We start from the raw sequence: 20,421 nt of genomic DNA, 5'->3' as shown, positions 1-20,421 counted from the left end.
CGGAGGCCTGGTCAAACAAGATTGCCAATCGTGACCGATATGGCGGTTACGACCAAGACGATGAGCACAATAGCAAGGGCACAAACTAAGATCGCGCCCACACGTCCCCAACGTCCAAACTTGGCGTCCAGAGCCTCAAGAGGATCCGCAGGGTGTTCCCAATAAAAGTCGCGACCAATCTGTGCGTCCCTTAACGTGAAAACATCACCCGAAGACAACTCTCGGAGCCCTTCTTGCTTGTCCGTTGTCTCGAGGTCGATCACCGGTGTATCATATGTGGTTTGACCACATATCAATTTGAGCTGAGCATATAGCCGCGCAGTTTCAGCTCGGTCCGCTGTGCCTAACTTCTGTCTCGCCGCCTTCACTCTCTGATCCACGGTGTTCGGCGAAATATTTAGCTCTCTGGCGATTTCCTTGGAAGTCCGATGCAGCAAAACTCGGTCCAGCACGTCCCTCTGCGCTTTGGTGAGGTTTCCAAGTAACCCGCTGGCGGCGTTTTTGTTGAACGGGGCATTCATGACGTTTTTCTTACACCAGTTTTGAGAAATTGGGTAGGCCAACTAAGGGTGGGCCGCCCGGGCGTTGAGTGATGGGTCGACAAAGCGAGTGATGGGTCGACAAAGCGTATCCATAGTAGCACAAGCTGATGCCAACTTCTTGGATAAAGCCGATCAGCCGAGGCGAGGTTGTCATTGGCTCGACCTTCAGGTCTCCCTATCAGAGCGCATTCGCCACAAAAGAACTTGCAGGGATTTGAGCGCTCAGTCCTTGAAGCTCCGGTGAGGGACGACAAGCTAGAAGTGCCTATTGTTCGTTGTTCGAATTCCGCCCGGCCGCTCCTGCTAAATCATTCCATTTTGGACCAAGTTGCGCTTCTGCAACTTCGATGATCAAAGATAGACCGTTAACTATAGTAGATGGGGTTGCACATGCAGAGGATCGATACGCTGCTCGTTGTCGATACGGACCACAGGCGGAGGGCCCAGCTCAGCTTTGAGTTATCGAAACAAGGCTTCCATGTTGAGCCCTGTGAGAAAATTCTGGAGGCACCAACTCTGGGCTCAGGAGTTACCGTGATCCTCGCCTTTGATGATGGACTATCGCTCTCTCATATCGCTGAACATCTGGAGGCGCAGGCAATGTGGGCTCCTGTTATCGCCTATGCGGTCGAACCCGAAATCGAGATGGTTGTTCATGCAGTTTCCGAGTTTGCAATTGGTTATCTTGCGTGGCCAGTCACACCTGAAAAGCTCGCGCGCAGTCTATCGAGGATAGAAGCCAAGAGATCTCAGATCTCGACCTATCGAAGGCGCGAACTCGATGCGAGGAAGCGCTTGCAATCTCTATCGCCAAGGGAAAAAGAAGTACTTAGCTGTATCGGCAATGGATTAACCAGCCAGCAAGCAGCAGATCGATTGCAGATCAGTGTGCGCACAGTCGAGCAACATCGACTAAACCTGATGAGGAAGACGCGCGTCAAGTCAACAGGCGAGGCCGTGCGCCTGGCTACTCAGGCGGGTATGCAGGAAGGTGATGAGCGCCATCGCGATGCAGGGCTCGACGCTGGCTCACCTCTGCCCGGATACCCAGGCGGGGCCGTTAAAAACAAGAATGTAAACTGAGGCCAACGCGCCGATGATCGCGTTGGTCTGCACTGGGGATTCAAAATTGGTTTCAATCTCGTGATTGGGGAAAGCGACCGTGCACATATATCGGTCGTCTGTCGATCTGCTGATCATGTAGGAAAGCTCGGGACCTATACAGTCAAGGGCGAGGCTTACGTAGGCTTCGGCTTCCAGCCACGCTGAAGCCTTCTTTGTCGGCATCGTGAGAGCAGCGATCCCGATTGCTTTCGGGCATCTGAGGAGCAGGGACTGACATCGAGATATAAGATCCCTTTCGCTAACTCCGGACTGCTGCTTGCAATCGTCAACCAGGTCCAGCATTTCGCTTAACCAGATCTCTGGCTGTAATTGTTCAGTGATCAAAATCGGTGCCCCTCACACTTGATTCAGCGAGGGCTATATCAATTAGTCCATTTTGGATCTAATTTTTTTCGAATTTCTCTTTGTCGACATCTCCCCAAGCAGGGCCCCCTCAATAAGCGGCGCTGCCGCGAAGGCTTTCTTCTGCTCAGATGAGGCCGGCGCGTGAGATAGTGGCGGTTCGGATTAAGCTAGGCGGGGCCAAAAACGTGGATCGTTTTCGTCGAGCGATCAACGGCGAAAAAGGATTCTTCAAGCTGCGCAAACTCACTTGAGGTTCAAGTTCTTCGGATGCCTCCCATGATCGCGCATTGTAAAGCCTTCCTCAGGTTCCCGTGCGAGATATGAAGGAAGACACTTTTCTTTGTATCCGCTTGATGAGCGCCGGATAAACCAATCTCATCATAGGCTGTTTGGATTACTGCGAGCATTTCACGCCCGTTAAGGCTCGCATATGAACTCTCTTCGGCTTGACTAGACAATGTTTCGAGGTCAGTCACCGCCTTGAGGCGAGTAAGTTTTGGGGGAGAATAATCCTTTTTCACGCCTTTAGGATGCATTGCTGGCTTTCTTGAAACCAGTTGAATTGGGTCCAAATTGAAGCGAACTCAAAGCAGCTGGCTTCAACATCTGTCAGGTTTAATTACGCCGATCGGACTTGCGCAATTGCATTCCGCGGTCTTGTGCCAATCCAAATAGACTGGGCGTCGCCTGGATGACCATACCTGAAGCCTTGAAGGAAATCGCAGCCAGACTGAAGGGCAATTTGTTCGTCTTCCTGGTCCATGATCCCTTTGCAGGTTACGGTAACACCAAGCGATGATGCGAGATTTACTTTGGCCCTTAGCACAGCAATACTCTGCATCGCGCGCGCTTCATGAAGGATTGAACTGTCCAGCTTTACTGCTGACACGCCCATCGATCTCAAGACGCTCAAGGAGGAGTTGCTGGATCCATAATTGTCCGCAGCAATGACAAATCCTGCATCGGACATTTCCTGCAAGACAGGTGTAAGCCTTGCCTTGTTTGCAATTAAGTCGGCTTCCTCGAATTCCAATTGGAAGTGACAGGGTTCATAGCCAAGTTCACCAATCAAGCTCCGGAATTCCGAACGGAATTCATGGTCACTGATCTGCGAGGCTTCGACATTGATACACATGATCAAGTCAGGAAAATTCCTAAGGTCGAGGCAAGCCTGGCGTGCTACGAATAAGGAAATCTCGATCGTTTGCCGCGTCCGTCTAGCAATCGTCAGCGCTTCACGCGGACCTACCGAACCATATTCATCCGTGTGCCAACGCAGCAAACCTTCGAGGGCCACTACTGCAAAGGATCGCGACACGATCGGCTGGTACTCCAATGACAACCCCTTTCTGTCAGCAAGGGACCTTTCGAGTTGAATGGCGAGGTCGGTATCGCGCATCGATTGCTCGAGCATCTCATGGTCAAAGACCTGAACCCAAAGGTTCAAATTCTTGGCCTTGTACATTGCCAGATCGGCACGACGCATGACATCGGCAGGGTCTGTCAGACCGTCGATCTCGGCAATGCCAAAACTGCAGCCTATTTCAGCGCATCCTTCACCAATGTCATGGATTCTGGCAATTTCGCGATGGAGCCGCAAGCAAGTGCTCACCGCTTGATCAACCGAACAATTCTCCAACACCAAGGCAAATTCATCGCCTCCCAACCTGAAGACTTCATTGAAGGAAGTCCTCGACACCAGATGGAATGCGACCTTCTTTAGGAGCGCATCGCCCGCATCATGGCCCAGAGTGTCGTTGACGTGCTTGAAGCGATCGAGATCCAAGAAGACGAGCACCGATTGCGATGAAGCCTCTTTACTCTTTCGCTTTACGGTATCGACCATTGCTTTTCTGTTGAGAAGCGACGTGAGTGGATCGGTTCTCGCTTCAATCGCGTTCCTTTCCTTCCAACCAACAAGTTCCGAATTGAGATGGCTCATGACCAGTAGGCTTGCGACGCTTGAGCAGGCCACCATCGCTACCGGTGCAGCCCAATTATAATGGCCGATCCATTCGAGGCTCAGCAGAATTCCAACCATCGCGAGGCTCGTAAGGGCCACCATGGCCGCACCAGCAGCGACCAGAAGCGAGGTGAGCGATTTCGATACTCCAGGCATGGCACAAAAGTATCGCAGAGTTCTAACGATCTTCGTATTTGTTCATTCAGGGTTTCTACTTAGTCTTTCAGTATAGAAACTCCCATCACCGCATCTAAGGCAGATACCCGAGCGTTCATGGCGCGTGTCGAGAATGTCTCGGCGTGACTGTTGTAATTGTTTCTTTTCCTTAAGGACGGTTATGAAACTCGAGTTTGGTTCCATCATACATCAAGGCCTGAACTCGGGTTGTTCTTCTCGATCTGGAAACCATCAGCTCTTGTGAAAGAACGCAGACTAGATTTCAGGCAAATTATTACCAGATCATTGAAAGGGTGTTAGCCAATTTTACTGGATCGAGACTTACTATATTTTGCCGCTGCTTGAGCGATAACGCTCTCCGAAAATTCTGATTGTCCAAGAATTATTGGAGTGCAAGCAATGATCAAGACCTTCAAAATCTCGATTTGTGCGTCAACCATATTAGGAGCTTCATTCCTTAGCTCACCCGCCTACGCGGAAGTGCCAACGCCTGATGGTGAAGTTACTTGCTCGATTGATGGTGCTGGCAATATCAGCTGTACGGAAGGCGGCGACGTAGTCGTAACCGGCACCGCAACAGCGGGTGTCACGCTGACAGCGCGCCCCGGTTTTTCTGTCGACGGCACGCCACCAACACTTGTTGTTGATTTGAACGCTCTTGAACCCCTAGCGACCTTTGTCGATGGCGCGCCGGGTATTCACCTTTCAGCAGGCGCAGGCGGCATCGACCTGACGGTAACCGGCGATATTTACACCAGCGGTACGTTCGATGGCGCGAATTTCGCCGATGGCGTTTCGCTTGTCACCAGCGATGGGGGCGACATCCTTGCCAATATCGATGGTGAAGTCACGACCCTAGGCGATGACGCCTACGGGATTTTCGCATTTTCCGATGGCGCCGTTGATCTAACCGTTACGGGTGAGGTGTATACCGAGGGATTCTGGGCGCCTGGAATTCGTGTCAATGCTGAGACCGAAGTAAGTGTTGTTTGTGCTGATGTCAGAACGTCTGGCGATTCAGCTGACGCGATCAATGCACGCTCGAAGAACGATACCGTTTCGATTACCTGCGGCGATATTTCCACCCAGGGAGCGAACGCGAGAGGCGTTAATGTCGTGACCTCCTCGATCGATGGAACCGATGGATCAGCAAGCATCACGACCGGCGTGGTGACCACACTTGGCGATGGTTCGCGGGCTGTATCAGCTTCCGCTGTCATGGGCGATCTTACTGCAAGCATTGGCGGTGCGAGCGTTCAGGGTGAAGGCACCAACGCTATCCACTTCACGACTGATGCAGGAAACATCGATGTCCTGACGCAAGGCGGGGTTTCAGCGGCCGACGGCACGGCGTTATTCTTGTTCACCAGAAGCGGTTCGGTCGCGCTGGAAACGCAAGGCGATATTTCCGGGACGACAGGCGTTGCAATCAATCAGAGTGGTGGCGCGAGCGTTACCATTGGTGGCATGCTTTCAGCAACGGCTGGCAATGCGCTGGAATCCACCGGGGGCTCGACCGACGTTATCATCCGATCTGGCGGATCGCTGGTGGGCTCGGTTCAACTTACTGACGCTAATGATACGATCACGGTTGAAGCGGGCGGTGCGCTCGACCTTTCCAGTGCCAATGGGTTTGGCGCAGGGATGGATTCCATCAACAATGATGGCACATTCTCGCTTGCCGACGGGATGGCGCCAGCGGGCCTGGAAACGTTCAACAACACAGGCAATGGAATGTTTCTTGTTGGACCAGGGCTTACCCTGTTCCAAGAGCTCATGGGCTTTACGAATGCTGGTACGATCTCCGCGGGAAGCGATGCCACCTTGCAAACGTCGGCCGCTCTTCAAAACAGCGGCACGATTGACCTGTCTGAAGGAAACACTCTCAACACGCTGACCATCGAAGGAGATTATGTCGGCTCAGGGTCTGCCACTGTGGTCCTCGACTACGCTGGCACTGGTGCTGACCAGCTGCGTATCCTTGGTAATGCAGCAGGCGTCACGACGATCGTCTTGAACCAGATAGTACCGGTCAGTTCCGATGCTCAAGGCCTGGTGCTGGTCAATGCAGACAGCGCCGATGCCGACGCCTTCGTGCTTGATGGCTCGCAGATTTCTGCCCTTCTGCAGTTTGGTCTGATTCAGAATGGCGGCCAGTTCTCGATAATTGCAGCCCCCAACGAGCAAGCGTTCGAACCAGCGGTTCTGCCTGCATTGCTCTACGGCATGGATCAGGCATCGAGCTCGGCAGTGTTCGATTATCTGAGTGCAGCGCATCGAGATGGCGGATTTGGCTCGTGGGGCAATGTGTTTGCCGCTGAAGACGAGCTCGGCGATGTCAGCACCGTTTCTACCGTGGTCGGTGCGACGACGCTCGATCAGGAGCTCGAAACGGTACGCTACGGCCTCCAGGGCGGCTTTGACTGGATCTCGGAAAGTGGCGGGCTGCTCGTTGGGGTCACGCTTGGCTACCAGTCTGCAGAAAGCGAGTTCGAAGGCTCGGCAAACGAGATTGAAACCGATGGTTGGAACGTTGGCGTTTATGCGCGCCTGGGAACCTCAGGCCTCGATGAAGACGGGCTTTCAGCGACTTTTTTGGTCCGAACCGACTGGAACGACGTTACGCTTGATAGCGTAGCGTTCCAGGGCCTTGAGCTTGAAGCCGATTCCACCAGTGCTGAAGGACGCGTAGCTTACCGTATGGGTGTGGGTGGCTCGGTTCGGGTTGCGCTTGACGCCGGCATTTCCTGGCGAAAACAGGAATTCGACGGGTTTACTGCTGACATGATCGATTACGGCATTGGCGATGCAAGCGCTACGCACGGATCAGTCGGCGCGCGCGTTAGCCTCAATAAGGGTATCGGGCCTTATGTAGCAGCGCGCTGGAACCAGGAATTCGATGCAAGCGGCACGCTTTCTGCGACGAGCAACGGTTCGACAGTGGTCGTTGATACCTTGCGCCGGGGCGACTGGGGCCGGGTCGAACTGGGTATCGAAGGTGGAACGAAGGCACGCGGGCCGATGGTTTCTGTCTGGGCCGACTTTGGCGATGTAGAGGGCTTCGGCGTCACGGCCGGCTTGCGCTTCTAAAGCCGACACAGGATCGATTGTGAGGAGCTCCGCCAGAATGACTGTGTTGGAGCTCCTTGAATTCCCCCCATTTTCGGCTTTTGCTTGCTGCCGTCTATGAAGCGCCATCCGGATCTTGCTCGGCAGCCAAGATCAGTTCCTGTTCGAGCAATTGCTCGACCAATGCTTCAACGTCCCTCTCGACCCGTACGCGGGAGACACCGAAATCATCGCTGATTTCTGCGCAAATCTCACGAAGTGGCACATCGGTCTTGAGCGCCTTCCATATACGTGTAGCGATCTCGTCCAAGCCGTAATAGGTGCCCGAAACAAGGTGGAGCACGACCGTCTCGTCGCCCAACTGGCTTTCGACGATATCATCGGCTGGCTTGAGCTTCTGAAAAAAGACATCTGTCATCGTGAGATCCAGCTCACCGCACGCCGCGTTGTTTTGCATTAAGCCATGGCGTCATGGCTTCGTGGAAAATGGCATCGTGGAAATTCAATGAGTTTTCAGGCATGTGAGAATGGAATTCCGAAGTTCCGGGAGTTTTGCAAATTGCTTCTTGTAGCTAACCTTGAAGACCCCAATGGATTGCGCGATCGCTTCGCAATGTTTTAGCCGCTTTGCTGCGTTCTGTATATCCTGTGGGTCGAGCAGGAAGCTGTGCTGTACAAGTGCCATGCATGCTTCCCCCCCGACAAGACGGTCAACCCTTGTTGGACCAGTAGCCGCTGGAGCAAGCATGAAAATGGAAGCGATGGGAAAAGGCCCTTCGTCAGCGCATATATCTGGCGCGACTGCCACATGCCGCTTGGACGAATAATGAGCCACAGTCGTGGTGGCAGGCGCATTCGGGAATATGCTTTCGATCGAGTCCGAATTTAGCCGGAGGTCCTGGAATACCGGAGCCGCAACGGGTTTTTGTGCTGACCATTCAACGCAAAGCGCGTCATCGCAAATCAGTTCGTGTCCAGCCATCATGAAACTCGCGGCAAGAGTGGATTTGCCTTGTCCCGTATCGCCCAGGAAGAGTGCCGCCTTGTTTCCCACCTTGACGGCTGAGGCATGAACCACAAGCGAGCCGAGCTGCGCGATGACCCTCGGGACGAGTTGATCGATCAGGAGGTGCCGGATGGTGTTTTCAGGAAGGTGAGGCGCTGCGTGGGTCAATGCAATACGCCTGGCACCGAATGACACCTCGAACTCTACACCGACTTGAAAGGCTACGAGTAAGGTCTCTGACGATCTGCCGAGGCGGCGAACCGAATAATTCTCATCGCTCGAATATATCGCCTCATCAGAAAGCCCGACACCAGGACTTGCTCGAGGTGCTCTGTCAAACACCCAACCTGGCAGCCGCGGTAGATCGTACATGTAGGATTGCGATTGTTTTGCCGTGACCGTCACACGGTCCGCTCCGGGGCGGGTAAGGGGCTAATTTATGGTCGCTTTAAGGCCGGAGCTCCAGGCGCAGACTCCCGCGCGGTCGAACTTCCGCCCGCTGTTAGTTGCGCCACAGAACCAAAGACAGTCAGCGAGGGCGACTGGTAAGGGCGCTGACGTTCATTGCCAATTTTCAGGCTTGGCGCCATCACTGATGTCCTTTTTTTGCTCATGGGCCGGCGTTTACATGGTTTTGGAGCCAAATTGCAAGTGCGAAGGCCTGTGTGGCAACGTCAAGATTGGCATCATTCGCCCGCCATTGATCGGCAGCTGCAAGCATCGAGCTGGCCATGAAGGGTGACACTCTATCCGCCCAGTTAGGCGATCTTCCCCAAGGAAGGCTACGGCGTTTGAATAAATTGCGAGTGAATTGAGGCCCGAGGTGCTCCTTTCCCATGCGCCAGATCACCTCGTTGGGCAAATGTCCCTGTACCGCACGTCGGAGCACGATCTTCGGCCATCCCGAGGCTTCGATTTGCTCTGCAGGCAGGCTGGCACAGAATTTGACCAGGCGAATATCCCTGAACGGATCGCGTGCCTCGATCGCAAGGGCTGAAGCAACGCGGTCATACCGCTCTCGCGCGACGATGATGTAGGGATGGACTAGGGAGAATTGTCTCGGCGATAATCCATGCGTAATCGGATCGAGATTCAAGCGGTTGAGCTCACGCCTTGTCTCGAAGTCTATCCGTTCGGCGAATTCGGGCGTGATGAGCGGGTGGCCGGCATCTTGATGCGCGCCGAACCTCCTTGCCAGTTCACCTCGGAGATCCCGCAGCCACGATGGCGTCACGGCGAGGTACATGCCTCTGGCGAGCGATTGCCATGCTGAAAGTTCGCTATGCCAGAATTGCGCTCTGCCTTTGGCCTCTCGCCATGCCTTGCCCCATTGCAGTCGCCGCATGTAGCTGGGAATTTCGTCTTGCCGCGGTAGCGTGGTGTCGCCGGCAACACCGTCGAGAACCACTTTGACGCCGCGCTTGGCCGCGAGAAGGTAGACTGCTCTGATTAGCGTCATATCATTGTCGAATGGCTCGCCGCTGTTGTCCGTGAGCGCTTCCAGGTCAGCTTGAAATTCAGCGAGCTTGTCGAAGGAAACGAAGGCGGGATCGATATAGGGAATGGTGCTGGCCCGTCTGATTGCGGCTGTTTCCTTGCATTGATCCTGATCCGGGCCGATTGCTGAAAATGTCATCAGCGGCCCTTGCCCTTGCTGATCGAGCAGCCTGCTCGCCAGGGCCGCTACTGATCCGGAGTCGACCCCACCGGACAGCATGGCTCCGACCTTGCCGGCGCAGCGCAGACGGCAACGCACAGCTTCGGTAAACACCTCGAGGAACGCCTCCGAGTAGGCCTGATCATTGGGAAGGTTGAGTTCTTCGATTTCCTCCAGGCGCCAGTAGGTTTGGGCGCTCATGCCGCTCGCGCCGAAGACCATCAGCTTTGCCGGCGGGAGCCTCTGAACATCGTGGTAGAATGTCGCTCCGAGCTCACATGCCTCGTAATCAGCGAGGTAGTCTGCAATCCTCGCCTGGTTGAGAGCATGTCCAACCTTTGAATGTCGGAGCACGGCCTCGGGGTCCGTCGCGAAAACGAATCCGGTTGTGCCTACCAAAGCGAAATGCAACTGCCGCATCCCCATCGGATCGCGCGCGCAAACGACCTCACGCGTGCGAGGGTCCCATATTGCGAATGCGAAGTCACCAAGGAGATGCTCAACAAAGCCTCTGCTCCATTTGAGATAGGACAGCAGGATCAGTTCTCCATCACCGAGGGAGCCCCGATTATCCGAGAGGCCAAGGCGAGCGATCAGGTCATCGCGGTTATCCAGTCTCGCATCGGCAGTGATAGCGCAGCCGCTTGGGGAATGAAGCAGTGGCATTGGTTCAACCAGGGCCTCTGGTGTTGTGGCGAGAAGAGTGTGGCCAAGCGCGATGCTCTCACCACGCCAGACTGAACTGCGTTCGGGGCCGCGGCGCTCCAGCGCTTTGACTATCGCGTCGAGGTCCTCGCCGCGCACCTTGCCGGGGTCAGTGTCGAATATCCCGCAAATGCCGCTCATGCCGGGGATCCTGCCTTGTGCAAAGGCTCAACTTTGGTCCTTTGGGTCACCTTGGCTTCTCGCACTTTGATGTCCCATGAAGCCACCTCAGCGATGTAGCGGTAGATTGTGAGGGCCTTGTTCGCGTGACTTGCCATGCAATCGTGACAATTTGCAGCGAAGCCGTCTCCTGCTTCGAACTTGAGCATGGCCAAAGCCTGACTCAAAAGCACGAGCGCTTGTCCCTGCGCTGCTGCGCTTTCGATCCGGTAGCCTAGCCGCGCTGGGCCGGGGGCACCATAGCTGGTCTTCATTGCCGCAAAATCCGCTGCGCTGCCCGATAGCCATTTGCTGCAATCCGCATCGCATATAGGCCGATGACCGGCCATGAATGATGCTGGGGATACTTGTCTCTCATGAACTGAGCTGATGGGAAGAGCCGCGCGAGCACCAAGGACACGCGGCGACGAATTCCCGTCATGGCGCGGAGGTCTTCGAGCAGGCGACCAGTCTCGCTTGGCCGATCGATATACTGCGTCACCCAGTTCTGCCGAGGCGACGCTTCGAGCTCAGCCTCTATCTCTGGAGGTAAGGGCGCATCCAGCATATCTCGCGAAAACCGCACGCCTTCCAGGCAGATGTGAGCAAGATCCCGCCGCTTGGAGCGGTTGCAGAATTCGTCCCATAGCTCAGCCGAGAAGCCAAGCATCAACCGCCGGAAGTCTTCTGCCCATATCAAGCGATCGGTCTCGTAATAATTCCGATCAATCGAGAAATATCCGCTGCGGGAATGCATCTTCCGGTTGAGACAACCATGCATCAGTCGGGTAACAGGATCGCTGACTCTAGCCGAGGCTCGCAAGGTTGGACATTCGATCGCTCGATTGAACACCTCGTCCACGCTAAGCACGCGATCAAGCACCTGCGAGTTGGTGACCATCCAATGCAGGTCGATATCGTGGTGCAACCCGTCGCCCGTTTGCTTGCTCCAGACTTCCTGGAAATGATAGTCGCCAAATCGCCCAGGAGGTGCGGTGAGCCTGGCAAAGCCAACTGTAGTCATGACGTCGCGTGCAACGGCAAGATCCGATTGTCTGATCAGAAGGTCACTATCGCCTCTGCGCCGACAGTGCGGATGGTCATAAAGAGTGTAGGCATTGGCTGTACCCTTGAGCAGAACGGAGCTCACATCGCGCTCCTCGAGTGCGTCCAACAAGCCGTCGAGCAACGCCTTGTGCCGCAGTTCCCAAAAGACCTGGCCAAGCGCCTCTTGCCTGACAGTGCCCAGCGCCTTGCTCGGCCATTCGGACAGGGCTCGAGGTTTTTCATGGAGAAGCCCCGCTATCCCATGAAAGCAAACTCGCTCGATCACACGGTCTTGCCCCGTCTCTTCTCGCAGACCATCGGGGTAATCGGGCATGTCTCCTCGCAGGCATGCAGCGAGAAAATGGTCAATGGGCGCGTCGGTGTTCATCGAGTCGTCATCCGACCCTCCGCGCTTGAATTTTTTGCTTCGCGCGCTTGCTTTGAATGCGCGAGGCTAACAAGCGACTGCAGTCGGCCATCCATTCTCAGATACTCCGATGGATCCAGCAATTGAGCGAAAAGCGCGCATTGCTGAACTCTCTCTTTGCGCATCTTACCGGCTTCACTTCATGCATGACAAAGGAGGGAAACGCGACCATCCGGTTGTTTGCGGGCTCGATCACGCAATAGGGTTGTGTGGCGCCGATCCCGAATAGCGCGAGATCACCGCCTTCGAATGTCCTGGGTAAGGTGTGGAAGTAATAGACGCAGGAGACCACGCGGTCGGATTGAGCCGACAATCGTTGGTGGCGCGTAAAGGTATCTATATGGTGTTTGTAATAGGCTCCATCACCATGAGCGACGAGCTCAATCTCGTAGTGGCTTGGCTCGAACGGGGGAATGCCGAGTTGATCGAGGATATGTTCGAATACATCATCAACACGGCCTGAGAAGTCAGCTTCGATAGGGCTAAGATCGCCATCAAATCTCAATGATTTCCGCAAATCACCTGAGGCGACCTCGCCCTCTACCTTGCTCGCTGCGAATTCATCTTCATGGCCGATCGCAAATCTGAGCAGGTCACGATTGGCCGCTTCAGACAGAAATCGATCTGCGACTAGATGCGGAGGGGGTGGTAGCGGCATGATCGATCCCTGCTCGAGGATTGCTGTTTACGCCATAGGGTAAGCGTAGAGAGATCGAAAGATGGAGAGCGCAGGGCCAAGCCATTTCCCCCACGCATATGATCCTCAGCTTCTGAACCTGGTGCGTTGCAATGCTGGAGTTCTCACAGGCATCAGCTACTTCGCGAATTGCCCACCTGGGCGATCACACGCTGCCATTGGAGAAGTCGCGTCTCTTGCCGCAGGTAGCGCTCGCAGTAGGCTCTCGCATTGTGGCCGAGGCGCTGCACCAGATCGGGGTCCGCTTCGAGCTTCAGCAGAAAGTTTATTAAACCCTCGACATCCCCTTTGCTACAGCTGGTGCCGCAGTTCGCGTCCCTGATCAGGCGGGCAATTTCGCCCTCAGGATCGCCAATGAAGATAATCGGCCTGCCTACCGCGATCGCGCCATAGAACTTGCTTGGGACGATCAGGCCTTCGAGCTCGGGCTCAAGCGAGAGCCAGTGAACATCAGGCAGTGACAGGCTTGCGCGTAGCTCGCTGCGCGGCCGATAGCCGCGGCGCTGGACAATGGCGGCGAGATCGGGCTCGCTAGCTGTTTCTGAAAGAAGCGCATGCTTGGCGCCGCCGCCGATAAACAGGAACTTGATCTGTGTTTCGCCCTCGGCGGCGAGGCGCTTCGCTGCACCCAGCATGGTCGCCGCATCATGCGCTCGGCCGAGATTGCCCGAATAGCCGATGATAAGATCATCGCTCGAAAACCCCCATTCGCGGCGCAGCGGATTGGCGTCGGCGTCGAGCGGTGTGAGAGCTCGCTCGTCCGCCCAGTTCGGGATGACGTGCAGGCGGGTCTTTGGCGCGCCATGTGATGCAAGATGCCAGCGCATTGTTTCGCCGATACAGACATTGGCTGCAGCGCCTTGCCAGGCCCGGTCGCGCATGCGGGTCGCGAGCCGGACCAGCCAGCCACTTTCCGATCCGAACCCCAGCCTTGCAGCGGTTTCTGGATAGATGTCCTGCACCCAGTTGATGACGCGCGCGCGCTTGAGGCTCGAAAGGAAATGCACCACCACATTGGAAAACGGCGGATCGGTCAGGCAGATCACGATATCGCCGCGGCGGATATGAGCAAGGCCGGCAACAACAAGCCCGCAATAAAAGGCGATGAAATTGAGGGCGCGCCCGAACAGCGATTGATTGCTGATGGGAAGGCTTGGCAAGCGCAGGACCTTGGCCCCGTCCAACCCCTCGGGCATGCCGGCTGCCTCTTCGGTGTAGCCAGCCTTGCCGGTGATCACGAGCCGTTCGACCCCTGGCGCATCAAGCCCGCAAACGAGATCGGTCAGCATGAGAGAGGTCGCGGATTCATCCGGATGGAAGAACCGGTTGATGAAAATCAGCTTCATGTTGGCTCCAGCCATGCCAATTTTATTGGCACTGCGCACCCCTTCATTTCTCGAGTTTGCCCCGGCTACGCAAGCTGTTCGCTTGGCGCATCTTCTGCCGAATTCTGGCCAAACAAAGCCATCATGCGTTCTTTCGCGCGGTGGTGGAGTATGGCCAGCGCCGGAATGACAAGCACCAGCAGGATGGTCCCGACGAGGACACCAAATCCAAGGCTGACCGACATCGGGATCAGGAATTGAGCCTGAACACTGGTCTCGAATGTTATCGGTGCAACACCGAGGAAAGTCGTGATCGCGGTCAGGAAAATGGGCCTGAACCGGCTCTTGGAGGCATCAATGATGGCCTCTTCAGGCGACATTCCTTCGCTGAGGTTCTCGTTGAAGAAATCTATCAGGACCAGCGATCCATTGATGATGACACCTGAAAGCGCAACGATGCCAAAGGCTGAGAGGATTACAACCGGAATGCCGAGAAGCAGGTGCCCCAGGAGCGCGCCGATCAGGCCAAATGGGATTGCCGCCATGATGACCAAGGGCTGCGTATACGAACGGAAGGGAACCGCCAGCAGCGCGTAGATCGCGAGCAGCGCAAGGCCAAAGGCACTTCCGAGCGGGCCGAAACTGTCCGCTTGAGCTTCTCGAAGGCCGCCAAAACTGTAATTCAGCTCCGGATAGTCAGCCGAAATCCCAGCCAGGATATCATCTTCGAGCACACGATTTATCTCCTGAGCGGAAATCACGTCTTCATCGAGGTCGGCTGTGATGGTTACAACACGGCGACCATCCTCGCGCCTGATCTGCGACGGTGCTGTGGTAAATTCAATGTCGGCGACTGCACCGACCGAGGTGAAGCCGCCTGGCGTCAGGATACGGAACTTCTCGATGTCAGAAATCGAATTGCGCTCTTCCTCGGGCAAGCGAACATACACTCTTACGTCTTCCCGCCCGCGCTGAACGCGGAGGGACTCAGCCCCGAAGAAACCCGCTCGAACCTGCGAGGCGACATCTTGGAGCGTGACGCCGAGGATCCTCGCTGAAGGCTTCAGCTTCAGGGCGATCTCCTGCATGCCAATGTCCTGGTCGCTTTCTATGTCGAACACGCCCTGGATCTTGGATAGTTCGACCATCATCCGCTCGCGGATCGTATCCAATGTGTCCTCGTCAGGATGCGAAATCTTGACGTTTACAGGCTCGCCGAAATTGACGAGGGTCGATGAAATCGTCAGCGATTGCACTTCTGGCATCTCGCCAATCTCCTCGCGCCATGCCTGCTCGATCTCCTGCGCAGACACGGTCCTGTCGCCAGAGGGGACCAGCGCGATCTCGACGGTAGCGAGGGTCGGCTTGAGCGAGCGCTGGCTCGTACCGGGGCCGCTTTGTGTTTCGCGCAAGCCTATGACCGTGAACTGCGCTTCGACGAACGAAGCATCGGGATCATTATCGGTATCAAAGCGCGCCAGCGCTCTGGCTGCAGCCTCTTCAATACGCGCGGTTACCCTCGAGGTCTGATCAATTGTCGTGCCTGAAGGCATTTCGAGCGCTGCAACGACCTGGTCAGCTTCGATTTCGGGGAAGAAGCTCGCCTTGATGATTCCGCCCGGGATCATCGCGACAAAGAGTATCAATATCGCGATTGCGGCAGAAACAGCCACGTATGGGGCGGTGACGCAGTACCGCACGGCGCGATCGAGCGGTCCTTCGACAAAGGCATTCATGCGTTCACTCACAGCCGTCTGGACCCGCTCGAAGAACCGGGTGATCCGGTTCTTGGCATGCGCACCATGAGCCGGCAGATGCGAGAGGTGATAGGGCAGGATCAGCATCGCCTCGATCAGGGAAAGGCTAAGGATGGCGAGGACCACGATCGGTACATCCTTAAAGACCCGGCCAATTCCGCCTTCGACCGCGGTAAGAGGCAGGAACGCAATGATCGTTGTAAGGACCGCAAAGATCACCGGGATCTTGACGCGCTGGGTACCGGCAATGGCCGCGCCGAGGCCGCTGCGGCCCCGTTCGCGCTCCGAACTGATGTTCTCGCCGACAACGACTGCGTCATCGACCACGAGACCGAGTGCGAGGATGAACCCGAAGAGTGAGAACAGGTTGATCGTCGATCCAGCGAGCTCCAGCAGGAAGAAGGCTCCTGAGAACGTGACGCCGATCCCCACCGCCGTCCAGGCTGCGAGGCGGATGTCGAGGAACAGCGTCAATGCGACCAGCACGAGAAAGAGGCCGAACGCCGCATTCTTCAGGAGCAGTCCAAGCCGGTCCTGCAGGACTTCGGACCGGTCTTCCCAGATCGCGTAACTTACGCCTTGCGGAAGCCGGTCATAGCTTTCCAGCATTGTCTTGACCGCATCGACGACGTCGAGGACCCGCTCGTCGCTGGTGCGATAGATGTCGACGAAGGCAACGGGCTGGCCATTGAAGCGGGTAATCAGGTCGGCATCTTCGAAGCCATCGGTGACTTCGGCAATATCGCCCAGGCGCAGAATACCGCCTTCGCGCGTGCTGAGCACCACGATGTTCTCGAAATCCTGCTGGTCATAGTTCTGCCCGACAGTGCGCAAACGAACTTCATCGGTTGGAGTATCAATCGAGCCGGCCGGACTATCGAGGCTGCCGGCAGAAATGGTGCGCGAAATCTCGTTCAAGGACAGGCCGAGGCCTCGCAGGCGTTCCTGCGGCACGTCGATCAAGATCTGGTAGTCACGAACCGCGCTGGTCTCAACAAAACTGACCGCAGGCAGGGCCGCAATCGCATCTTCCAATGAATAGGCAGCTTCCTTGAGCGCGCGTTCCGGAACATCGCCGTAAAGCGCAATGCGCATGGCTGTCTGGCGCAAGGTCAGCTCGCGGATGTTGGGCTCCTCGGCATCGTCAGGAAAGGTGTCGATCCGGCCAATTTCCGATTTCACTTCATCGAGGACGCGCGCATTGTCAGCGTCACTCTCGAGTTCGATGCTCACGCTTCCAGCGCCTTCTGACGCCGTTGCGGTGACCTTCTTGACCCCGTCAATGGCGTCTACGGCCTCTTCGATGCGCTGAACGATCGATTGCTCGATTTCAGCGGGCGTGGCGCCCGGATAAGCGACACTCACGGCAATCGTATCGAGGCTGCTTTCTGGGAAAACCTCCTGGGGGATACGCGAAAAGGAGACCAGTCCAGCCACGAGGATGAAGATCATCAGCAGGTTTGCCGAAACGCCATTGCGCGCCATGAACGCGATGAGCCCGGTCCGATCGCGCGCCCGATCGGACAGTTCGCGGCCATAACGGTCGCGCGGCAGTTCGCTCGGTTCGTTCGCAGGATCGTCTGAACCGGTCACTTGTCAGCGCCATCAGGCTTGTTGGCGCCGCCAGCATGCCTGACCTTCTGCCCGTCTGTGGGCGCCGTCAGATTGCTGATGACCAGTCTTGTGTTCTCAGCGAGGGCGTCACTGGTGATGAAAGCAGTCTCATCGGTTCGATAGATCACGCGCACAGGAAGGATGCGCAGGCGCCCTTCACGCACAATCCAGATCACATTGCCTGGGCGCAGCGCGCGCGCCGGGATCTGCGCGTATCGTTCCGCGGACAAGCCTTCGATCTCGGCTTCGACGATCGATCCAAGCCGCAGGGGCGGTGCGCGGTCAGAAGCGAAGTTTTCCGTACCCTTTGCCACTCTTCGAGCGCCCCTTAGAGGGTTGGGTATCCTCAGAAAGACTTCCACATTGCGCGTTTGCGGGTCGAGCGCTGCATCGACCCGGTGAACATAAGCGCCCCACTGATAGGTCTTGCCATTTCTAACTACTTTGACCGTCGCGGGGATGCGGCTCTTCGAGCTGGATGCGCCGCCGGGAATAAGCGCCTCCTCCTCGGGCGTCAGCGAGACGCGTACTTCAAAGGCATCACTCGATGCGATGCTGCCCAAGGCCTGGCCTGGCTGAACAAGCGTGCCGAGGGCAGCGCTTTGCGGCCCCACTATCCCTGAGAAGGGAGCAGTGACACGGGTCCGTGCTAGCGCAAGGCGGGCCTCGGCAAGATTGGCTTCAGCGCGCTTCTTGGCAGCCTGCGCAGCACGCAATTGCGGCTCGCGCGTTGCCAGCGGGTTGATGGTGCCCGATGTTGGCGATGGCGGTGTTGGAGCAGCGCCAGGAGCTGAGGGAGGAAGAATCTGTGACCCTCCATCGTCGCGGTAGCCGCTGGTGCCAGCTTGCCTGCGCTCGTTGAAGCGCTCGACCTCGTCGCGCGCGATCGCAACTTCCTGCATGGCTTGCTGGACCGCGACATCCTGCGCGGCAACATCGGCCTCGGCTATACGAACCCGGTTGATATAGTCAGCCTGTTCGATGCTCAGGAGGAGCGCGCCGCGGCCAACTAGGCCGCCTTCGCGAAATGCCGGATTGATGTAGTCGATCCGGCCGGACACCTGGGCCGACACGGTGACTTCCTCGATCGCTTCCACATTGCCAATGGCCACAATGGGGATCCTGCCGGAGGCCGGCTCCAGCAGGATCGTTTCGACCAGCGGACTGACTTCAGCGCGTTCGCGCTCCTGCGCGACCGGGCGCAGCCATACCATCAGGACAGCGAGGAGGATTGCGGCACCAATCAGGCCAAGAGAGATTTTTGCTTGACGCGTCATAGGTCTTTCTCTGCTGCAACGACGGGCGCAGCGCTTTCAGGTGAAGGGGGCAAAACCGCAGGTCCGGCGGGCGCGTCGCTGGTCCGATCGCCGCCCCAATCGCCGCCCAGAGCTCGATGGACGCCAAGCCTTGCGAGCGCGGCGGAGCGCGCGGCAGACGAAAGCGCAGCCTCGACCTGGTAGGTCGTACGCAAGGCGTCGAGATAGGCGATGTAACTCCCCACGCCGGATGCGAACCGTTGCTCCTGGAGATCGAGCGCCGAGCGAGCCTCGTCCAACTGGCGCGCTATCAAGAGGTAGCGATCTCTCTGCTCGTCATAATCCGTGAGCGCCGTTTCCACTTCGCGCAGCGCATTGAGGACCGTCCGCGAATAGCTTGCTGCTTGCTCGTCGTAATTGGCTCTGGCTATTTTGATGTTTGCTGAGATCCTGCCCGCGTCGAACAGCGGAGCGAGAAGATTGGCTGCCAGCGATCTGGTCCAGTTGTTTGCAAAATCAAACGCGTCATCAGCATTATTGGCCTGGGTGCCAAGCGATCCGGACAGCGAAATGCGCGGGAAGCGCTCCGCGCGGCGCGCGCCGATGCGAAGGCGGGCTGCTTCAAAGCGTGACCATGCGGCAGCGACGTCTGGTCTTTGCGCCAGTAAATCGATCGGCAGGCCTGCAGGTATGGGATCAAACACCAGGCGCGGGCGCAGCGGCCCTTCAAGGCGCTGCTCGAGTTCGTCAGGATATTGCCGAACAAGCACAGCCAGTCTGCCTTTGGTGGACGATAGCTGCGAGCGCAGCTGCGGGATCGAAGCTTCGGTCGCGCGCAGGTCCTGGCGGACCTGGTAGAGTTCAAAACTCTCAGCCACGCCGCGCTGGAAACGCTCCTCGGTTCTTTTAGCGCGATCCTGGAGAATGGAGGAGGTCCGCTCTGCCAGGGTGAGCTGACGCTCGGTATCGACCAGGTCAAAATAGGTGGAGATTGTCTCGGCCGCGGCCGAAAGCTGGACCGCCTGGTAATCAAAGCGCGAGGCCAATGCATCGCTTTTCGCTGCGGCAAAGTCATTGCGTGCGCGCCCGAACAGGTCGAGCTCGTAGGAAGCGGCAACGCCGGTGGAGAAACTATCGTTCTCGATCCGATCGATCGGGAAACTGCCGAGATTGCCGAACGCGCTGCCGGCAAGCGGATTGCTGGTGGATGTAGCGCCTGCGCTGGCATCGACTGAAGGGAAAAGGGACGCTTTGGAGACGCGTGCCTGAGCGCGCGCGCGGTTCAATCTCGCCGCGGCTTCAGCGATGTCGAGATTGTCGCGCAAGGCATCATCGACCAGCGCGTCGAGCGTCGGGTCTTCGAAGGCCGCCCACCATTGGCGCGGAGCATAGGTTTCTGTTGAAGTGCCTGCGCTGAAGGTTTCTGGCAGCCGCTTGACCACTTCGGTTTGCGAGGAAGAGGGCGCCATCGACATGCAGGAGGCGAGGCAAGCCGAAGCGCCAAGCAGGAAAGGCAGGTTGAACCCCTTCATGACCTTTCCCTAAAAGCT

General features: G+C 56.8%; 14 protein-coding genes. 2 read left to right on the top strand and 12 right to left on the bottom strand.

Features of this window, described 5'->3' with window-relative positions; all coding sequences use genetic code 11:
• Positions 1–11 precede the first annotated feature (11 nt).
• The gene (locus tag ACG9DO_RS00150; RefSeq protein WP_394729471.1) at positions 12–563 is read right to left on the bottom strand and encodes a helix-turn-helix transcriptional regulator; all 552 of its coding nucleotides are present in this window, start codon (positions 561–563) and stop codon (positions 12–14) included.
• Positions 564–932: 369 nt separating this feature from the next.
• Here ACG9DO_RS00150 and ACG9DO_RS00145 point away from each other — a divergent pair, with 369 nt between their 5' ends.
• The gene (locus ACG9DO_RS00145) at positions 933–1,625 is read left to right on the top strand and encodes a response regulator transcription factor (protein ID WP_394729469.1); all 693 of its coding nucleotides are present in this window, start codon (positions 933–935) and stop codon (positions 1,623–1,625) included.
• 1,006 nt (positions 1,626–2,631) lie between these two features.
• On the opposite strand, the gene ACG9DO_RS00140 is transcribed toward ACG9DO_RS00145, so the two are convergent.
• The gene (locus tag ACG9DO_RS00140) at positions 2,632–4,131 is read right to left on the bottom strand and encodes an EAL domain-containing protein (protein ID WP_394729467.1); all 1,500 of its coding nucleotides are present in this window, start codon (positions 4,129–4,131) and stop codon (positions 2,632–2,634) included.
• Between the two features lie 420 nt (positions 4,132–4,551).
• Between ACG9DO_RS00140 and ACG9DO_RS00135 the strand changes: the two genes are divergently transcribed.
• Positions 4,552–7,242, top strand: a complete 2,691-nt coding sequence (locus tag ACG9DO_RS00135; RefSeq protein ID WP_394729465.1) for an autotransporter domain-containing protein — start codon at positions 4,552–4,554, stop codon at positions 7,240–7,242.
• 94 nt (positions 7,243–7,336) lie between these two features.
• Here the strand turns inward: ACG9DO_RS00135 and ACG9DO_RS00130 are convergent, their stop codons facing one another.
• The 10 genes from ACG9DO_RS00130 to ACG9DO_RS00085 form a co-directional block, all read right to left on the bottom strand.
• Positions 7,337–7,639, bottom strand: a complete 303-nt coding sequence (locus ACG9DO_RS00130; RefSeq protein WP_394729463.1) for a PqqD family protein — start codon at positions 7,637–7,639, stop codon at positions 7,337–7,339.
• An 84-nt stretch (positions 7,640–7,723) separates the two neighbouring features.
• Positions 7,724–8,632 carry a hypothetical protein gene (locus ACG9DO_RS00125; RefSeq protein WP_394729461.1) on the bottom strand — a complete coding sequence of 303 codons (909 nt, stop codon included), beginning with the start codon at positions 8,630–8,632 and terminating at the stop codon, positions 7,724–7,726.
• Positions 8,633–8,837: 205 nt separating this feature from the next.
• Positions 8,838–10,730, bottom strand: a complete 1,893-nt coding sequence (locus ACG9DO_RS00120; RefSeq protein WP_394729459.1) for an asparagine synthase-related protein — start codon at positions 10,728–10,730, stop codon at positions 8,838–8,840.
• Positions 10,727–11,023, bottom strand: a complete 297-nt coding sequence (locus tag ACG9DO_RS00115) for a hypothetical protein (RefSeq protein ID WP_394729457.1) — start codon at positions 11,021–11,023, stop codon at positions 10,727–10,729. The genes ACG9DO_RS00120 and ACG9DO_RS00115 overlap by 4 nt, the downstream gene beginning before the upstream one ends.
• Positions 11,020–12,129, bottom strand: a complete 1,110-nt coding sequence (locus tag ACG9DO_RS00110) for a nucleotidyltransferase family protein (protein ID WP_394729455.1) — start codon at positions 12,127–12,129, stop codon at positions 11,020–11,022. Before ACG9DO_RS00110 ends, ACG9DO_RS00115 begins: the two co-directional genes overlap by 4 nt.
• Before the next feature lie 151 nt (positions 12,130–12,280).
• Complete coding sequence (locus tag ACG9DO_RS00105; protein WP_394729453.1) at positions 12,281–12,880, bottom strand: 2OG-Fe(II) oxygenase; 600 nt, start codon at positions 12,878–12,880, stop codon at positions 12,281–12,283.
• Between the two features lie 152 nt (positions 12,881–13,032).
• Positions 13,033–14,265 (bottom strand): glycosyltransferase family 4 protein, encoded by a 1,233-nt coding sequence (locus tag ACG9DO_RS00100; protein ID WP_394729451.1) that lies wholly within the window; start codon positions 14,263–14,265, stop codon positions 13,033–13,035.
• Positions 14,266–14,330: 65 nt separating this feature from the next.
• Positions 14,331–17,594 carry an efflux RND transporter permease subunit gene (locus ACG9DO_RS00095; protein ID WP_394729449.1) on the bottom strand — a complete coding sequence of 1,088 codons (3,264 nt, stop codon included), beginning with the start codon at positions 17,592–17,594 and terminating at the stop codon, positions 14,331–14,333.
• A complete protein-coding gene (locus ACG9DO_RS00090; protein ID WP_394729447.1) occupies positions 17,591–18,892 on the bottom strand; it encodes an efflux RND transporter periplasmic adaptor subunit in 1,302 nt (433 codons plus the stop codon). Before ACG9DO_RS00090 ends, ACG9DO_RS00095 begins: the two co-directional genes overlap by 4 nt.
• Positions 18,889–20,403, bottom strand: a complete 1,515-nt coding sequence (locus ACG9DO_RS00085; RefSeq protein ID WP_394729445.1) for an efflux transporter outer membrane subunit — start codon at positions 20,401–20,403, stop codon at positions 18,889–18,891. The genes ACG9DO_RS00090 and ACG9DO_RS00085 overlap by 4 nt, the downstream gene beginning before the upstream one ends.
• Between the last annotated feature and the right edge of the window lie 18 nt (positions 20,404–20,421).

This window comes from Altererythrobacter sp. GH1-8 (genome assembly GCF_043702085.1).
Classification (GTDB): Bacteria; Pseudomonadota; Alphaproteobacteria; order Sphingomonadales; family Sphingomonadaceae; genus Erythrobacter.
The sequence above is the reverse complement of the archived record's forward strand: the minus strand, read 5'-3'. Positions and strand labels throughout refer to the sequence as shown.

Excerpts from the sequence above, each read along its gene's own strand:
- ACG9DO_RS00115 (WP_394729457.1), bottom strand. The coding sequence starts at position 11,023 with ATGAAGACCAGCTATGGTGCCCCCGGCCCAGCGCGGCTAGGCTACCGG.
- ACG9DO_RS00090 (WP_394729447.1), bottom strand. The coding sequence starts at position 18,892 with ATGACGCGTCAAGCAAAAATCTCTCTTGGCCTGATTGGTGCCGCAATC.
- ACG9DO_RS00130 (WP_394729463.1), bottom strand. The coding sequence starts at position 7,639 with ATGACAGATGTCTTTTTTCAGAAGCTCAAGCCAGCCGATGATATCGTC.
- ACG9DO_RS00105 (WP_394729453.1), bottom strand. The coding sequence starts at position 12,880 with ATGCCGCTACCACCCCCTCCGCATCTAGTCGCAGATCGATTTCTGTCT.
- ACG9DO_RS00145 (WP_394729469.1), top strand. The coding sequence starts at position 933 with ATGCAGAGGATCGATACGCTGCTCGTTGTCGATACGGACCACAGGCGG.
- ACG9DO_RS00110 (WP_394729455.1), bottom strand. The coding sequence starts at position 12,129 with ATGCCCGATTACCCCGATGGTCTGCGAGAAGAGACGGGGCAAGACCGT.
- ACG9DO_RS00140 (WP_394729467.1), bottom strand. The coding sequence starts at position 4,131 with ATGCCTGGAGTATCGAAATCGCTCACCTCGCTTCTGGTCGCTGCTGGT.
- ACG9DO_RS00135 (WP_394729465.1), top strand. The coding sequence starts at position 4,552 with ATGATCAAGACCTTCAAAATCTCGATTTGTGCGTCAACCATATTAGGA.
- ACG9DO_RS00100 (WP_394729451.1), bottom strand. The coding sequence starts at position 14,265 with ATGAAGCTGATTTTCATCAACCGGTTCTTCCATCCGGATGAATCCGCG.
- ACG9DO_RS00085 (WP_394729445.1), bottom strand. The coding sequence starts at position 20,403 with ATGAAGGGGTTCAACCTGCCTTTCCTGCTTGGCGCTTCGGCTTGCCTC.
- ACG9DO_RS00120 (WP_394729459.1), bottom strand. The coding sequence starts at position 10,730 with ATGAGCGGCATTTGCGGGATATTCGACACTGACCCCGGCAAGGTGCGC.